10 protein-coding genes are annotated in these 16,301 nt (G+C 54.6%); 6 read left to right on the top strand and 4 right to left on the bottom strand.

Going from position 1 to position 16,301, the window contains the following annotated elements:
- Window positions 1-149: 149 nt before the first annotated feature.
- Genes CKO35_RS16435 through CKO35_RS16445 form a run of 3 tightly spaced genes read right to left on the bottom strand, consistent with a single transcriptional unit; the run spans window position 150 to window position 3,743 of the window.
- Window positions 150-1,952 carry an ABC transporter ATP-binding protein gene (locus tag CKO35_RS16435; RefSeq protein ID WP_200177200.1) on the bottom strand — a complete coding sequence of 601 codons (1,803 nt, stop codon included), beginning with the start codon at window positions 1,950-1,952 and terminating at the stop codon, window positions 150-152.
- Window positions 1,953-1,983: 31 nt separating this feature from the next.
- On the bottom strand, window positions 1,984-2,946 hold the full coding sequence (locus CKO35_RS16440; RefSeq protein WP_200177201.1) for a glycosyltransferase family 2 protein: 963 nt from the start codon (window positions 2,944-2,946) through the stop codon (window positions 1,984-1,986).
- Window positions 2,943-3,743 (bottom strand): methyltransferase domain-containing protein, encoded by an 801-nt coding sequence (locus CKO35_RS16445; RefSeq protein WP_200177202.1) that lies wholly within the window; start codon window positions 3,741-3,743, stop codon window positions 2,943-2,945. The genes CKO35_RS16440 and CKO35_RS16445 overlap by 4 nt, the downstream gene beginning before the upstream one ends.
- A gap of 270 nt (window positions 3,744-4,013) precedes the next feature.
- Between CKO35_RS16445 and CKO35_RS16450 the strand changes: the two genes are divergently transcribed.
- From CKO35_RS16450 to CKO35_RS16475, 6 genes are all read left to right on the top strand, one after another.
- The gene (locus CKO35_RS16450) at window positions 4,014-4,790 is read left to right on the top strand and encodes a class I SAM-dependent methyltransferase (protein ID WP_200177203.1); all 777 of its coding nucleotides are present in this window, start codon (window positions 4,014-4,016) and stop codon (window positions 4,788-4,790) included.
- 489 nt (window positions 4,791-5,279) lie between these two features.
- Window positions 5,280-6,626 (top strand): diaminobutyrate--2-oxoglutarate transaminase, encoded by a 1,347-nt coding sequence (gene ectB / locus CKO35_RS16455; protein WP_200177204.1) that lies wholly within the window; start codon window positions 5,280-5,282, stop codon window positions 6,624-6,626.
- 16 nt (window positions 6,627-6,642) lie between these two features.
- Window positions 6,643-10,626 carry a non-ribosomal peptide synthetase gene (locus tag CKO35_RS16460; RefSeq protein WP_200177205.1) on the top strand — a complete coding sequence of 1,328 codons (3,984 nt, stop codon included), beginning with the start codon at window positions 6,643-6,645 and terminating at the stop codon, window positions 10,624-10,626.
- Window positions 10,623-11,351, top strand: coding sequence for a class I SAM-dependent methyltransferase (locus tag CKO35_RS16465; RefSeq protein ID WP_200177206.1), 729 nt, complete (start codon window positions 10,623-10,625; stop codon window positions 11,349-11,351). Before CKO35_RS16460 ends, CKO35_RS16465 begins: the two co-directional genes overlap by 4 nt.
- Window positions 11,352-11,468: 117 nt before the next feature.
- A complete protein-coding gene (locus CKO35_RS16470; protein WP_200177207.1) occupies window positions 11,469-13,430 on the top strand; it encodes an O-antigen ligase family protein in 1,962 nt (653 codons plus the stop codon).
- Window positions 13,430-14,944, top strand: coding sequence for a VanZ family protein (locus CKO35_RS16475; RefSeq protein WP_242467304.1), 1,515 nt, complete (start codon window positions 13,430-13,432; stop codon window positions 14,942-14,944). The genes CKO35_RS16470 and CKO35_RS16475 overlap by 1 nt, the downstream gene beginning before the upstream one ends.
- A 138-nt stretch (window positions 14,945-15,082) precedes the next feature.
- On the opposite strand, the gene CKO35_RS16480 is transcribed toward CKO35_RS16475, so the two are convergent.
- The coding region (locus CKO35_RS16480) for a pyridoxal-dependent decarboxylase, exosortase A system-associated (protein WP_420870766.1) at window positions 15,083-16,301 on the bottom strand (1,219 nt) is incomplete at its 5' end.

Raw genomic sequence — 16,301 nt, forward strand, 5'->3', positions numbered from 1 at the left:
GACGAACCGCCGTCTTGCGCTTCTCTTCCTGCGCCGCAGGGTGTAGGGTTCTGGCATCATCTTTTTTCATGCATCAAATCATAGCACAATGTGGATCTATTTGATTGCCGGGTTAATAATGTCGTTTTCTGGTTTCTATGGCGGATCTGCTAGATTGTGTTCGAAGCAATCTTCTGGAAAGCCTTGTTGTACTTGGACAGTTTTTCCCAGTCTCCACTTGCGACTATTCGCCCACGTTCCAAAATATGGATTTGATCGCAGGGTTTAACAGTGGACAAGCGGTGTGCTACCAAGACGATCGTCTTTTTGCCTGCCAAGTTGTGTATGGCTTCCATCACGGCGTGTTCTGTGGCGTTGTCCAGAGCACTGGTGGCCTCATCAAAGAATAGTACGCCAGGATCGCGGTAAAGCGCGCGTGCGATCCCGATACGTTGGCGTTGGCCGCCTGAAAGGCGCGTGCCCCGTTCTCCGATGATGGTGCTGTACCCATCTGGCAAGTCCTCAATCACAAAGTGGTGCAGGTTTGCAAGGCGTGCTGCCTTTTCCACAGCGGCTTGATCGATCTGGTCTTCGGGTACGCCCAGTGCGATGTTTGCTGCCACCGATTGATCCGCAAGGAAGATGTGTTGTGGTACATACCCGATGGCCGCCTGCCAGTTACGCAAATTGCTGACATTGAGCCGGGTATCGTCGATAAATATTTCGCCGCTCTCGGGTGTGAGCAACCCAAGCAAGAGATCTACAATCGTGCTTTTGCCTGCGCCGGATGAGCCGATGAAGCCAACGGTGGTATTTGCACCTATCTCAAGTGATATGCCATTGATTGCAATTTTTTCATGGCTGGGGTAGCGGTAGGTGACTTCATTCATCCTAATTACTGCATGGGGTACTAGGGGAGCGACTGTTTGAGAGCGTTCATTTGGAGAGTTGGTGTCGGTTTGATGGTCGAGGTCTCTGAGGATATTGTCGACGGTGGCAGCGCTGAAACGCAGCGTGGTAATGGTGGCGAATATCTTCTGAAAAGCGGGGATCAACTGCCTGCCAGCCAGGGCATAAAGTCCGATCAGCGGTAGTGCTTGGGCGAGGCCGCCGTCTCCGGCCATCAGGAACAGCACCAGCAGCAGTACGCCTCCGAATGCGATCGCCTCAATGGCGTATTGAGGCATGCTTTGTAGCAGTATGGCATTTGCCTGGTGGAGTGCGTATCGCTTGGAAGGTTGCCGATAGCGTTCCAGATAGTCCCGTTCACGTCCGAGAAGTCGGATCTCCTTGGCTCCGGCAAAGGCTTCGGCTGCCGCAGTGAAGCGCAGGCGGTTGGCTTCCACCCGGTCTTTGCCAATGCGGCCAAGCCAAGTGCGTGCAATGAGGTAAATACCGCCATAAATGCTGCCCAATAGCAAAGCAACGGTTACGGATAGTAGCGGATCCACTGCAATCAGGAGCGCAATGATGAAAATGGCCAGAAGTACCTGGCTGACTAATCGCAACAACGGCATGATGGCACCGTTGGTGGCATGGTTAGTCTCTTCCAAGATGGTTTTGGCCAGATCCCCTGAGTTGCGACCCAGGAAGAAGGTGTAGGGGCGGCGCAGGTAGTCGCCCATTAATCGTCGTGACAACTCATATTGCTGCAGGTGGGTAAAGCGAGTGATGGCCCAGTGGGTAAGGGCCTGCAGGGCTGTACCGATCAGGAATACCACGAATGCCGCGATGCCGAGAAAGTAGAGGAAGCTATTCGTGGATTCGAACCCCAGTCTTTCGAATACAGCGTTGAAAGTGCTGTTCGACTGTACGATCTCCGGATCGGAAAGCACTGCCAGAAAGGGCATGACCGAAGCGACGGCACCCGTTTGCATGAAGGCGGTGATGATCATTAAGATCGCCAGGATGATCACTTTGCTGCGGTCCCGCCGATCGATCAACCTGCCGGTCTTGCGAAGGGTTTCCAACATATTGGGAATTTTCTCAGGAAAAAGTTGATCGTTAGCCCCGCATGGTGCTTGCGGGAAGTTTCAGGGTAGCTAACGCTAGGTACACCCATGCTTTGGGTTGTAAAGGATATTGAAAAATAGAAGATACAAAGTCTTTAACTGCAAGATGATACTGTTGAGTCATGTAGTGCCGATAGCCTAAGGTAAAATGTATGCTTGCTATGCGATCGCGAACTTTTAGTGCAGGAACTTTTTGTCCGTCAGGACTTTCATAACCCCACCTTTGTATGGCATTTGTTAGCACCAGCGCACCATAGCTGACAGGAGCGCCTTTGGCTGTGGCGCTATGTGAGTGCTGGCGGTAGATAGCCATGGGGCGGAGCAGGAAATGAATTTGCGTGCTTCGTGATGCACGAAGCCAGTAATCATAATCCTGGCCCAGGCGCAGGGATTCATCGAAGAATCCAATGCTGTCCATGAGTTTTCTCCGGAATACGACTGTTGATGTCCATACTTCGCAGTTTATGAGTAGCTTGTGATAAATCCAGCCAGAAAAATCGGGGTTTAGTAGGTTGCTTGGAATGCTGTCAGCTTTTTCCAATATGGGTTCCAGGCTTGGAAAAGTCCCATCCTGGTTGGGTTCCAAACGCTCGAAACCACTACAGACAAGTTGAATTTCAGGGTGAGTTTCCAGATGGGCTAATTGTGCTTTGAGCTTCCCGGGCAACCAAAGGTCATCCGCGTCCAGAAAAGCGATATAGTCACCGGTGGCATGGACAAGCCCCGCATTTCGGGCGGTGGCCGCACCGCCATTACGTTTACGGATCAGATGAACGGAGGGATAATGAATGGCAACGTAATCACCTGTTCCATCGGTGGACCCATCGTCCACCACGATGATCTGCAATTCATCGAATCCCTGGTCTTCAACGCTACGGATTGCCTCACCAATGAAAGGGCGCGCATTGAAGGCTGGAATAATGACGGAGACTCGGGCGTCTGAGACGATGCTCATGTGCGTGGTTTCCGGGCGAAAATGGATGTGGATGGGCTGCTGATGTGGGCTATCCACCGGATGGTGGGGGAAAACTGAATGGCAGAAAGTGCCAGGCGCCGCAAAGGATTTTGACCAATTTCCATATGGTCGAACCGGTCGCCGACCTCCATGCCCAAGGTTTTCAAGTGATCGCGCAATTGATAGTAAGTGAACCAGTTGACTGCAGGATAGGCTGCGTAGTTGACTAGCTCAGGTCGCGTGGTAACCGCAAGACGCTCATATCGCCGCTTTAATCGGGTGGGGTACCAACTGTACAGTGGTAGATCGAATTCGTTCTGCTTGGGGCATAGGCGGTTGGTTGTGCTGATGTAGAGCACGCCACCAGGTTTTAGGATGCGCGTGAACTCATGCAGGCATTTTTGCCATTCCGAGACATGTTCAAGCAGTTCGGGAGCGATACATACATCCATGGATGCATCGGCAAAAGGCAGAGAGGTTGCCGAGGCAATATGGAAGGCAGCCTTCAGATCGGCCTGTTGGAGCCGTTCACGAGCCAGCCGGACCAGATCCTCATTGATATCAACACCGTAGACGTAGTGCCCTTGTTCTGCCCAGACCCGACTTTGTGTGCCTGCATTACACCCGATATCAGCGACGTTTAGCGGAGATCGCGGACCATCCTGAAACCTCAGCAACTTGTCCCGTAGGCCCCTTGAACGTGTTTCAGCCACCTCGCTCAAGCTCTGTTGGGCGTAATACTCGACAAATTCGGAGTGTGTTCGGGTCTTCCACTTCGCCGATTCGCTGGGTTCCACGGGATCGCCTTTGTCTGAGGTGGTGTGCGGTGGCTTTGGCTGAAGGTCGTGAGTCGTGTCGGCCCGGTTGGCGGCTTCCACCGTACAGGAAGCTGTGCGGCTTTACTGCGCAGGGCTTTCCTTCTTTTGTGGAGGTTACCAAGTCTCTCCTTTCGTAGCCAGTCGGTGGATGCTGATATTCTGAAGTAGGGGGATATGGTGCCATGTTTTTGATGCAATCAATCCAGTTTACACTGTTGGCGGGTAGAACGTTTCCTGAGGAGGTGGGTTATGGGGATGATTGGAGGGGAGTTGGGCTACCAGTTGTTGCGGCGGATCGCTCCGCGACACCCACGGCAAGGCTGTCTGTCAGTGCATAATGCGGCGTCCGAGGGGACAGCAGAAGCAATAGATGGAAGCCTGATAGTCCATTTTGGGCCAGAAATCTTTGAGAGGGTTCGTGGCAAGGATGTGATTGATTTCGGATGTGGTGTCGGTATCCAGGCGATTGAACTGGCCAAAGCCGGTGCAAAATCAGTAACGGGCGTGGATATTCGGGAGCATGCGCTAAGCGAGGCGCGTACGAATGCAATAAAGGCTGGAGTCGCGGACCGCTGTGAATTTGTATCCCGGATTGAGCGGTCTGCCGATGTGATCCTGAGTAAGGATGCCTTTGAGCATTTTCCTGATCCAGAAGCGGTGCTTGATGAGATGCGACAGAGACTCAAGCCGGATGGAAAGATTCTGGCAGCATTTGGCCCTACCTGGTACCACCCTTACGGTGGGCATTTGTTCTCGGTATTCCCTTGGGCTCACCTGATATTTACTGAGGCATCGTTAATCCGTTGGCGCTCTGATTTTAAGTCTGATGGTGCGACTCGCTTTGGTGAGGTGGAGGGTGGGTTGAATCAGATGTCTATCCGAAAATTTGAGAAAATTATAAGAAATAGTGGGTTTCGCGTGAAGTCATTTGAAACTATACCTATTCGTGGTATTTCAGTGTTTCGTTATCCTGTGCTCAGGGAGTTTGGATCTTCTCTGGTTAGATGTGAGTTGGTCTTGAAGTGATGGGAACGTTTTTAGGTGTGGGTGTTTTCATTAATTTATTCAGCGCTGAGGTTTTATAGGGTAGTTGTTTTTTGATGGATATCAAAAGTATTCCGGGGTGAGGGTGGTTTTTTGGTTGTGGTGCGTTTGATAAATTTTCATTATTGAGCATAAATTTTATTGAAGGGTGTGCGGCTTGAAGAAATAGTTTTTTTGTCGCTGAAGTTTACACCGTTGACCTCGGGGTTGTGTTTAGAGTGTTTGTTTTTGTTTGCCTCTGTATCCTGAGGGTATTTTCAATGCTTGGCTTTATATCGATTAAAAGTCATTTTTTTCGCTGTGGGGTTTTGCTTTTTCAGTGTAACTGATTAATTTTTTTGGCTTTATTTTTTGTTTTTTTTGTGTGCTGGCTTTTGTCTTGCGTTTGATTTTTGTAGACTAAAGCGGTAGACATTATTTTGGCGCGTTTTTTGGTTAAGTATTCATGACCTTTTTCCCGAGGCTTCAGCCATGAATACTACCGCCGTGCCTGCGTCACAATTTTGTGAGAGAGTTGATCTGCAGGGAAACTTTGCAGGAACAAGGCCGCCCGAGAAGAGCGGGCTTGAGCTTTTTGAAAGGCACGAATCCAATGTGCGTAGCTATTGCCGATCTTTTCCACGGGTATTTGCTACGGCCAAGGGTGCCTTCATGTTTTCCGAGGAAGGGCAATCCTATCTGGATTTTTTGTCCGGAGCGGGTGCCCTCAACTATGGGCACAATCACGATTTTATCAAGGTCCGGTTGATGACCTATATCGCGGGTGACGGTCTTTCTCATGGGCTTGATCTGCATACTGATGCTAAGTCACGTTTCATTGAAAGATTTGTGCAGGACGTCCTGGAGCCCCGAGGTCTGGATTACAAACTGCAGTTCTGCGGGCCTACCGGGACCAACGCCGTTGAGGCCGCCCTGAAGATCGCCCGCCGTGTCACTGGAAGAAACACTGTATGCGCCTTCCAGGGCGGTTACCACGGCATGACCCTAGGTAGCCTGGCCATCACCGGAAACAGGCGCCTGCGTCGGGCAGCCGGTATTGAGCCGCAGCATGTCATGTTCTTGCCATATCCGGACGAACGCCCCTGTGGCGTGGATGCCATGGCGTATCTGGAGCGCTTGTTCGACGACACTCACTCGGGTTGTACTTTGCCGGCTGCCATCATTCTTGAAACTGTGCAGGCCGAAGGTGGTGTCTACGTCGCTCCCATTCCTTGGTTGCAGAGGTTGGAAGCCTTCTGCCGATATCACGGTATTCTTCTTATATGCGATGACATCCAGGTGGGATGCTTTCGCACGGGGCCATTCTTTTCGTTCGAGAGGGCGTGTATTCGACCTGATATCGTGACGTTGTCAAAATCGATCAGTGGTTACGGCCTGCCCATGGCACTTGTTTTGCTGCGGCCGGAACTGGATGTCTGGGAGCCGGGGGAACACAACGGCACTTTTCGCGGCAACCAGCTGGCCTTTGTGGCTGGTGAGGCTGCACTGGAGTATGCCAAGGATTTTGGAATAACGGCTAGGGTGATGGAACACGAAGCAGTGATATCCGCGGTGGTACAGAGCTGGCAGTGCCGTTTCCCACAGTTGCAGGTACGTGGCCTGGGCATGATATGGGGTGTTGATTTTGCAGGCATGGGCGGGGGGGATATGGCCGCCAGGATTTCGCGAGGCTGCTTTGACAAGGGCCTGATAGTGGAAACTGCTGGCCGAGGTGATGCCGTGCTGAAGCTGCTCCCTCCCTTGAATATTCCTCCTGTGTTGCTGGAACATGGTTTGCGAACCATTGAGGAGGTGCTGAACACGACCCTTGGCCACTGACTCCGAGGCACAGCCCATGTTCAACAGATCCTCAACGGAAATGGATTCGCTGGTCACACAAAGCGGTTTTATTCGGGATTTTGCCTGTCCTGCCCCTTATGTGCATCAACCCGATTTCATGCCTGTTGCGCTTAAAGCCCCTGCACGCCTGCGTCTGGCAGAGCAAGGTACGCCAGCTCCAGAGGCTGGGATGCCTTATGTGATGGCTTGCCTTGCGTTGATTTTGGCTCGGCATGTGACAACCGAAACTCTGGTAATCGGTGTCTTTGATCGGATTAGCGGGCGCGCTTGGCCAGCGAGGATTATTGCAAGGCGTGAGGGACGTTTTGATGTGTTGGTCCGTTGCCTGGAACGCGATTGGCGGCTACCCGGTCGTTTGCGAAAACGTGCGCAGAGGCAGGGCGGTGGTCGTGTGCCGGTTGGGGTGCAGATATCCCGTGGGGGACGTGGAAGATCATCGGATGGCGGTGCCGAGGTGATGTTGCATTGCATATGGAGGGGATGCATCCCCCAGTTGACGTTGGAATATAACTGTCGACTCTACACCGCTGGGGCCATGGTGTCCGTGGTCCGGCAGCTTGAACATCTCTTGCAGCGGGTGCCGCCGTCATGCCCGTCCCGGATCGGGCGGATCAGGCTGATGCCGCCTGGTGAAACCCGTCGTGTACTGGTTGATTTCAATCGTCATGAAGCAATGTTTCCTCTGGATCAGACGCTGGATCAGCTTGTGGAGGCGCAAGCGAGGCGTACTCCTGTTGCGGTGGCCTGTGTCCATGACGATCAATGCTTCCGATACTCGGCGCTGGATCGCGAGGCGGACATTGTCATGGACGTTTTGCGACGCCATGGCATTGGACGCGGTGATTTCGTGGCCGTTTTCCAGCCCCGGGGTATCGGTTTTCTGGTTTGCATGCTCGGGATCTGGAAGACCGGTGCAGCCTATGTACCCATCGAGTTCAGCTATCCCGCCGAGCGTATAAGCTACATGCTGGAAGACAGTATGCCCAGTGCCGTCCTGGTGGAAGCGACGACCCTGTCCGTCCATGATGTGGTGCTAAACCAGATTGCTTCAAGCACTCTGGTGCTGTGTCGGGAGGCGGGCCGGATATTTCCCATCTTCAATTCTGGTCCGACTCCTGCCATGACGAAATCCTCTGTGTTTTTAAGTCAGGGAAAAGCTCACCCGACGGACCCGGCTTACATGATCTATACCTCGGGTTCCACGGGCCATCCCAAGGGGGCCATCGTCCGGCACGACAGTGCCGTCAATCATATTTTGGGAGAGGTGCAACGGCTTGGCGCTGGTGCACTGGTGTGTTTTCTGCAGACGGCACCGGCATCTTCTGATATCTCTGTGTGGCAGATGGTGGCCCCACTACTCTTTGGTGGCCGTACTGTGATCGTCGATGACGTGATGGACGTTGAGCGACTGGCCGGGCAGATCATCACGCAAGGTGCCACTTTGGTGGAGCTAGTACCGGTGGTGATCCGGCACCTGTTGCTTTATCTGGATTCCGCTGCTCCGGTTCCGTTGGCGTTACCTTCCCTTCGGTATTTGATATTTACGGGGGAGGCGGCGCCGGTGGAGCTGGTCAATGTTTGGTTGCAACGCTATCCGGAAATACCCGTCATCAATGCCTATGGACCGACCGAGGCGGCCGATGATGTTACTCAGGCTCTCATTCGTCAGCCCTTGCCTACGATGCAGTTGCGGACTTCCATTGGCCAGCCGCTACCCAACGTGATCCTTTACATCTGTGATGCACAGGGGTGCCCCTTGCCTGTGGGTACGCCCGGAGAGATTTTCGTAGGTGGCATCGCCGTGGGTAATGGCTATTGGCGACAACCCGGGCAGACCCAGGAAAGATTTTCCCCTGATCCCTTTGGCGTGCAAGGCAGTACCCGTGTTTATCGCACGGGGGATATGGGGCGTTGGCTTGATGATGGATCGGTTGACTACCTGGGCCGGATGGATGAGCAACTGCAGATCCGGGGCATGCGTGTGGAGTTGGGGGAGTTGGAGCGAGTGCTGGAGCAGTGCCCGGGGGTTGCTCAGGGGGCCGTGGTGGGATTGTCGGGTGAATCGGGTGACTTGAGATTGCGCGCCTGCGTGGTGCCGATCATTGGAGCATTACTGGACACTGCGGAGGTGAAACAGTGGATGGCGCGTCATTTTCCAATGGCGTTGGTGCCGTCCGACATTCTGTTGCTTGCTGCGTTGCCCATGACGCCCGCTGGCAAGATCGATCGGCGGCGGTTGGTCCAGATGGACGGAGCGTCGTGGCAAATTTCTCATGCGACAACGGAGCCCGTTATCGAAGGGGGCGATCCAGAGACCTTAGAGTGGCGGTTATTGCGTATCTGGCGCCAGGAGTTGGGCTGTTCGGCTCTGGGGCTGGACGATGACTTTTTCGGTGCCGGAGGGGATTCGCTGGCTGCCTTGACGATCAGTGCAGCTGCGCGCGCCAAGGGTATCAGGGTTCGTCCGCAAGATATTTTCCGTCACCCCACCGTGGCAGGTCTGGCGGCAAGAGTGAGGGGGTTGATGTCGGCGCCGCAGGGCGCGCCGGGCGCGTCGCCCGGTGGGCTGAAGCCTATCGAACCACTGTCTTTGGCGGCCCGCTGCGCCATTCTGGACTGTGAGGGAAGCTACGAGGATGTTCACCCACCGACATCGACTCAGCAGGGGATTTATCTGCAGGCAGTTTTGTCTCGCGACAAGACGGTATATGTGGATCAATATTGTTACGCTCTGGAAGGGCGTCTGAACATCAGTCACTTTCAAGCCTGCTGGGATCGGGTGATGAGGCGGCATGCGGTTTTGCGCAGTGGTTTTTTAAGGCGGTTCGAGCGGCGCCTGCTCCAGGTTGTCTGGCGCGATGTGAGGCTTCCCCTGGAGATTGTGGATGCAGCCAGATTAACGGCTTCAGCGCGTAATGATCTGATCGCCGCTTTGAAATCAGATGCCCTTGCTGCGGGGTTTGTACTGGATCAACCGCCGTTGATGCGTCTTGCACTGGTCCGCCTTGACCCGGAATGCCATTACCTGGTGTGGACGCATCATCATCTGATCCTCGATGGCTGGTCCATGAACCAGGTGCTGGGTGAGGTGCTGGCGGATTATGACGCGATGTCCCGAGGGGAGGTGCCGGATTCGACTCCGCCGAGAGTCACTTTTCGAGACTATATTGACTGGATGCAACAGCAGGACCTTTCGGCGGTCGAGGATTTCTGGAAACGAACCCTGACACCTTTGTTGGACAGGGGCAGGGCGGAAGCGTCGAAGCCAGCATCTGGCGATCCGCGGTATGTGCATCTGGATCGTGAACTGGGTCCCCTGGAAAGCGCTCTGGGGCGTTTTGCCCAAGAAACCGGATGCACTCCTGCCATACTTTACCAGGCGGCTTGGGCCTTGGCGCTTTGCTGTCGTAGTGGCGGGCATGTCGCCCGTTTCGGCATGGTGATGTCCGGTCGGCATGCTCTTCCGGCCGGTGACCTCACTGATGTGGTCGGCATGTGTGTGACCACGTTACCCGTTCAGGTGACGTTGCCCGACAGACCGGGCGGCGTGATGGCATGGCTGAGAGAAATGCAGACACGGATGCTTTCCCTGCAGGATTGTGAATACACGCCATTGACACGAATCCGTGAGTGGTTGGAAATACCTCCATCGGTTTCCCTGTTCGATAGTTTGCTGGTGATGTCGAATTATCGCCCTCTGAGCGCGGGACAGAACAGTGTGCTCCTGGTGAGAGGAGATGCTTTTCGGACAATTCCGACTTACGGGTTGACCTTGATTGTGAACGCTGTGCCCCGGCCGGGGTTGCGATTGATCTTTGATGAGAATCAGTATGATGCCGAGGTGGCCGGTGTAATCATGGATTGTTTATACGGTGCTTTGAGGTCCTTGGTGAGTGAAATTCAGAGTCCATGGAGATTAGGCCATGCTCGGCCAATGTGGCCTGCAGGGGGTGATGCATGGACTAAGGATTCACTATGAATTTTTTCGTAACAATGGTTCGAAAGATACGTGATGAAGGTTTTTTAATCATCCCGCGATTGTTTTGCAAAAATTTGGTTTATGCCGTACGCAATTGGCGGGATGCTGAGTTTGATCGAAGGCACGGTGTATGCACCAGTGGTTTCCTTGAATTGAACAAGGCCCTGGTAAGCAGTAAAAACCGCGATTTTGGAGTGCGATATCAGCCCACCAGCGCCAGGCATTTTGAATGCATGATGTCACGTCTTGATGTGGATCTACGAGACTATACGTTCGTGGATTTTGGCTGTGGGAAAGGGCGTGTGTTGCTGATGGCGGCACACTATCCCTTTGCTGGAATCATCGGTGTTGAGTTTTCCAGGGTATTATATCAACAGGCACTGGATAACGTGGCTCACTATGGTCTGGGTCATCCTGAATTCCCGCATGTTCAAGTCAAATGGACGGATGCTGCTGAGTTTTCTTTGCCCGATACCCCTCTTGTGCTTTATTTCTTTGATCCCTTTCGAGGTCAGGTCATGGCGCAGGTGTTGGATAACATACGGGCATCTTTTGTGCGGTTACCTCGACCGATACATCTGATCTATTATGCCCCGGTCCATGCGCAGATGGTGGAAGCTTTAGGTATCTTCAGGCGTTTGAGCGATTTACCCTTGCCCTTTGACCCGGCGGTGCCCAGGCAGTACGAGTGCGCCTGGTTCGAGACATTGGCCAGATCGTCTTAGCCTCTTATGGATATCCTTGGTCATGGATATTGCGTGACTCAAGTCGCCAGGGTAGTCCTTGTATGACAATGATGAGTTTGAACCGCCAGGACTGTGTCCGTTTGGAGGAAGGTTGCTGTGTCTGCTGAGCTGTTTGACCCTGTTCGAACCAGGATGGCTCAAGTAATGGGGCTGATGCTGGCGATGCTGGCGGTTGGCATGGCGGCTGGCTGGCCGGTTGCGGCTCCTTGGCTCCTCGTCGCTGTATTGCTATACGGGGGTGTGTTGTGGTGGCGCCCTCAGGCTTTTTTGCTGGTTATTCCCGCATTGATCCCAACGCTGGATTTGTCGATGCATACGGGACGGCTCTATGTCGATGAGCTGGATCTGTTCTTGATCGCCACCTTGGCTGTGCTGATGTTCCGATGGCAACCTGGAAAGAACTGGATACCTCTACCTTTCGGTATTAAATTTTCTTTATTACTCTTTGTTTTTTTTGTGGTGATCAGCCTCGTGCTGACGCTCTATCCTTTTCGTTTTCCTGATGAAAACACTTGGGTGCATTATACTAATGATTACCATGCCCTTCGTGCTGTCAAGGGTTTGGTCTGGGCTCTCCTGCTATTCATTTGCATGCGGCAATTTAATCAGCCATCCAGCGAGCTGTTCAAGCGCTGGTTCGTGCCTGGCATGGTGCTTGGCCTGGTTGGCTGTATCGTGTGGGTGGTGTGGGAGCGCGCGACATATCCTGGATTGCTGGATTTTTCCAGTAGATACCGCATAACTGGCACATTTTTCGATATGCATGTGGGTGGTCCAAGTATCGAAACATATCTGGTCATGAGCTTGCCGTTTGTGATGCTTTGGGCTGTTGGGCAGCGTCGTTTCATGTGGGTGGGCTTAATGGCGATGGGGATTGTCGGTACGGCAATGTATGCCCTGGCAGTGACCTATTCACGGGCTGGTTATCTGGGTATGGGTGTCGCGCTGGTAGTGTTGCTCATGGGGGGATTTCTGGCATTTTTTCATCAGAACCCAAAGTTGCCACGTACTCGGTTGTTGTTGATTATTCCATTATCTATTGTATTGAGCGCGAGTATCTTTCTGTGGGTGGGTGGCGGTGGTGGTGTGATTGAACAGCGCATGTCACACTGGGTTTCGGACAAACAATTACGCATGGAGCATTGGGAGCTCACTACAGATCTTGCCAGAAATGTTGGTGGCTCAAGCCTTTTTGGGCATGGGCCGGGCAGTTTTCCGCGTTTGTACCTTCTGGGAAATCACCAAGGGCGTTTGCCCGCGAATTTTGCGTATGTGATGGATGGTGATCTTGGTGTACTGCGATTGGGAACGGGGGATTCTTTATTCATTAATCAGCGGCTTCGGCTTCCCTGGCAAGGCGAGTATACCTTGATCATGGAATCTCGATCGGATCGACCTGCAAAAATCAATGTTTTTGTGTGTGAAAAACCGATTCGACACTCCTATGGGTGCCGCTCATCTCGTGTTTCCATTGACTCAGGTGAAAGTTCACCGCAACAGGTACTACGTTTCAATATTGAAGATCTGAAAACGGGCCCATGGTTTTCTCGTCGTCAACTGGTGTTGTCCTTGCAAAATGAAACCGATGATTCCGTGATCGAATTGAGTCGGCTAAGCATGGTTTCTGAAGATGGAAGGGAATGGCTGAAAAATGGGGACTTTTCCGCTGGTGGGCGATACTGGTATTTCACCACGGATCATCTGTGGCCATGGCGCGTGGAAAATGTGTGGTTGGAGATCTGGCTCGACCTGGGATGGCCGGGCGTGCTTTCATTTCTGCTTTTAATTGGGGTGGGTTTTTGGCACCTGTTGCGTCGAATGTTGTCTGGATCCTTTCAGGACTCGGTGGTCCTGGCCTCATTGGCGGGTTCCATGAGTATTGGGTTATTTAGCTCGATATTTTGGTCTCCACGACTGGAGTTGTTGTTTTTTCTGATCCTGTTGTTGGCACTGGCTGTCGGCTGTGAATCTACCCGAAGCATTCCTCAAGGAAAAGCCGGTTTACGTTCACAGCGGATACGTCACAGGTTCACCCGAGAGCCAGCGGCGAAGACTTGATGATGCTGGCATATCCTTCAAGAAAAATGGCTCTTGGGGCTTGGGTGTCTTTTGTGGCTGTGCTGTACGCCACCCTCATGCCCTTCGAGTTCCGTGACTTGTCCTTTGCGGATGCTCTTGAGCACTTCACCCAACTGAGCTGGTATGGGCTGAGCCTTGATGGCCGCCAGCAGTGGGTAGCCAATATCCTCATGTTTGTACCGTTGGGATTGTTCTGGACGGCTTGGTTGTCGGGTTATGTGCGTGGCTTCTGGGGGCATTGCCTGGTGGGGCTGTTCGTGGCGTTGTTGGCTTTGATGACTACAGTCTCGGTGGAGTTCCTGCAGTTCTGGTTGCCTCGACGCGAGCCTTCCCTGCTGGATATGAGTGGCAACTTCATTGGTGGTGTGGTGGGCATGCTGGTCTGGTATGGATTATCAGGGCCGGGGCGCCGATGGTTAGCGATGTTGCGGCAGGGGGGGCTCGCCGCCCTCTGGTGGGTATTGGTGATATATGCCGTGGCATACGTATTGGCTGCCTGGCTACCCTGGGATTTCATGGTGTCCTGGCAGGAGGTGTCCGCAAAACTGGCCTCGGATCATTGGGGTTTATGGCGGGCTCCGGTTTCTGATGCCGTCGCGGGCGAGTGGTGGGTGCTGCGCAGCATGATCGTCGTGGTGACGGCGCCGGTGGGAATGTTACTGGTATGGTGGCTGGTTAAGGCTTTGTCGGTTCTGAGTGGAGCAGGGATTTTTGTCGCTGTGCTGGTTTTGGCGTCTGTATTCGGGTTTTGGGTGGAGTTGGGGCAGTTTTTGACTGTATCGGGGGTGGCCGAGGGCGGCTCTTGGTTGTCTCGCACGCTGGGGGTGATTGTGGGGGCGATGCTTTTCCTGGCACGTGACCATTTCAACCCGGATCGCCTGCGCCATTGGGCACGACCGGTGGTGCTGGTGTTGTTGATACCTTTCTTGGTGTTTGTGGCGGTTCTCAATCTGGGGGGCGAGGGCTTCCGTCTGGAAACCGGATCAGTGCCCGATAAGTTGGATTCCGTAAGGTTTATGCCATTCTGGTATCACTACAATGTGTCCGAGGCGGTCGCGATTGGTAGCGTGATCTTCCACGTGCTGATGTATTTTCCCATGGGCATCGGAGTATGGTTATGGTGCTGGGGCCCGAGGGGAATCACCCCCCATGAAGGTGTGTTGGTCGCGGTGATTCTGGCACTGATTCTGGCCGTCGTGATGGAGTCGGGCAAGCTGTTTATGGCGGGGCTGAGACCGGATCCTACGAGCCTCTGGATTGCGGCCGCGGCTGCCTGGGCGGGCTGGCAGGTCTGTGGAGCGGTCTGGTGGGGCTTGCGGGGGATTCGGGATTGGGGGCGTTTGCAGCCTGATCGCTTAACCAGTGCTCCCGGTCTTGGCAAGTCTCTTCGCCCTCGTTCAGTGAGGTCGGTGGCGGATTTCCCGGGGATTGAGCCCCCGGATCCGGGGTTTGTTCGCGGGGAAGAGGCGGGCAGAAACTCCAGGCAGTATTAGGCGCATTATGCATGACTGCGGTGATGTGACCCGGTGCGATCCGCTCGCGGTACGATATGGCGATACCATCATCAAGATTTGATGCCGTAGATGTCGATGGGAGGCTGATTCGTCGCGGGCATTATGTTCGCTACTTGGTCAGACCAGGATTTCCGGAATGCCCGGATGCCCGAGGAATTTTTCCGGGCTGGCCGTCAGGCCGTAGGCGCCTGACTGAAAGATGACCACCAGATCGCCGGGGCGGGCCTTGGGCAGGGTCATGCGGTCGGCCAGCAGGTCCAGAGGGGTGCACAGGGGGCCGACCACCGAGGCGGTTTCCATATCCGTTTCGTCCATGCGGTTGCCGATGGCCACCGGGTAGTTCTTGCGGATGATCTGGCCGAAGTTGCCCGAGGCCGCCAGGTGCTGGTGCAGGCCGCCGTCGGTGACCAGGTAGGGGTGGCTGCGGGAGAGCTTGCGATCCAGGATGCGGCAGACGTAGACCCCCGCCTCGCCCACGAAGTAGCGCCCCAGTTCGATCACCAGTGCCGCCTCCGGCAGGCTGCGGGCCGCTTCCTCCTGGAGCGTGGCCAGGTTGTCGCCGATGGGGGCCAGATCCAGGGGGCGTTCTCCGGGGAAGTAGGGGATGCCGAAGCCGCCCCCCAGATTGAGGAACCGGACCGGTGCCGGGGCGTGTTCGGCCAGTCGGCAGGCCAGTTCAAAGCTTTTTTGCTGGGCCTCGACGATGGCGCCGGCTTGCAGGTTCTGGGAGCCGGCAAACAGGTGAAAGCCTTCAAAGTGCAGCCCGGCGTTGCCGATGGCCTGGAGCAGGTCCGGCACCTGCTCGGCATCCACGCCGAACTGTTTGGGGCCGCCGCCCATCTTCATGCCGGAACTCTTGAGTTCGAAGTCTGGGTTGACCCGAGCCGCCACCCGGGCGGGAAGGCCCAGCTGTTCCGATGCCTGGGCCAGGAGGGGGATTTCCCGGAAGGATTCGATGTTGACCAGGATGCCGGCGGCCACGGCCTGTTGCAGTTCCAGGGGCTGCTTGCCGGGGCCGGCAAAGCTGATGTCGGCGGGGTCGGCGCCGGCGTCCAGGGCCACCTTGAGTTCTCCGGCCGAGGCCACGTCGATGCCGTCCACCAGGCCGACCATGTGGCAGACCAGGGCAGGCATGGGGTTGGCCTTCATGGCGTAGTGAAGCTGGATGCCCCGGGGGAGTTGTTCCCGCAGTTGCGCCACGCGCCGGGTGAGCAGGCCGCGGTCATGGGCGTAGAAGGGCGTCTGCCCCACGCGGGCGGCCAGCCGGGTGAGCGCCATGCCGCCGATGATGAGTTCGCCGTCACGGACGGGGAACTGGGTCATGGGGGTGTGGGTG

Source organism: Ectothiorhodospira shaposhnikovii (assembly GCF_016584105.1).
Classification (GTDB): Bacteria; Pseudomonadota; Gammaproteobacteria; order Ectothiorhodospirales; family Ectothiorhodospiraceae; genus Ectothiorhodospira; species Ectothiorhodospira shaposhnikovii.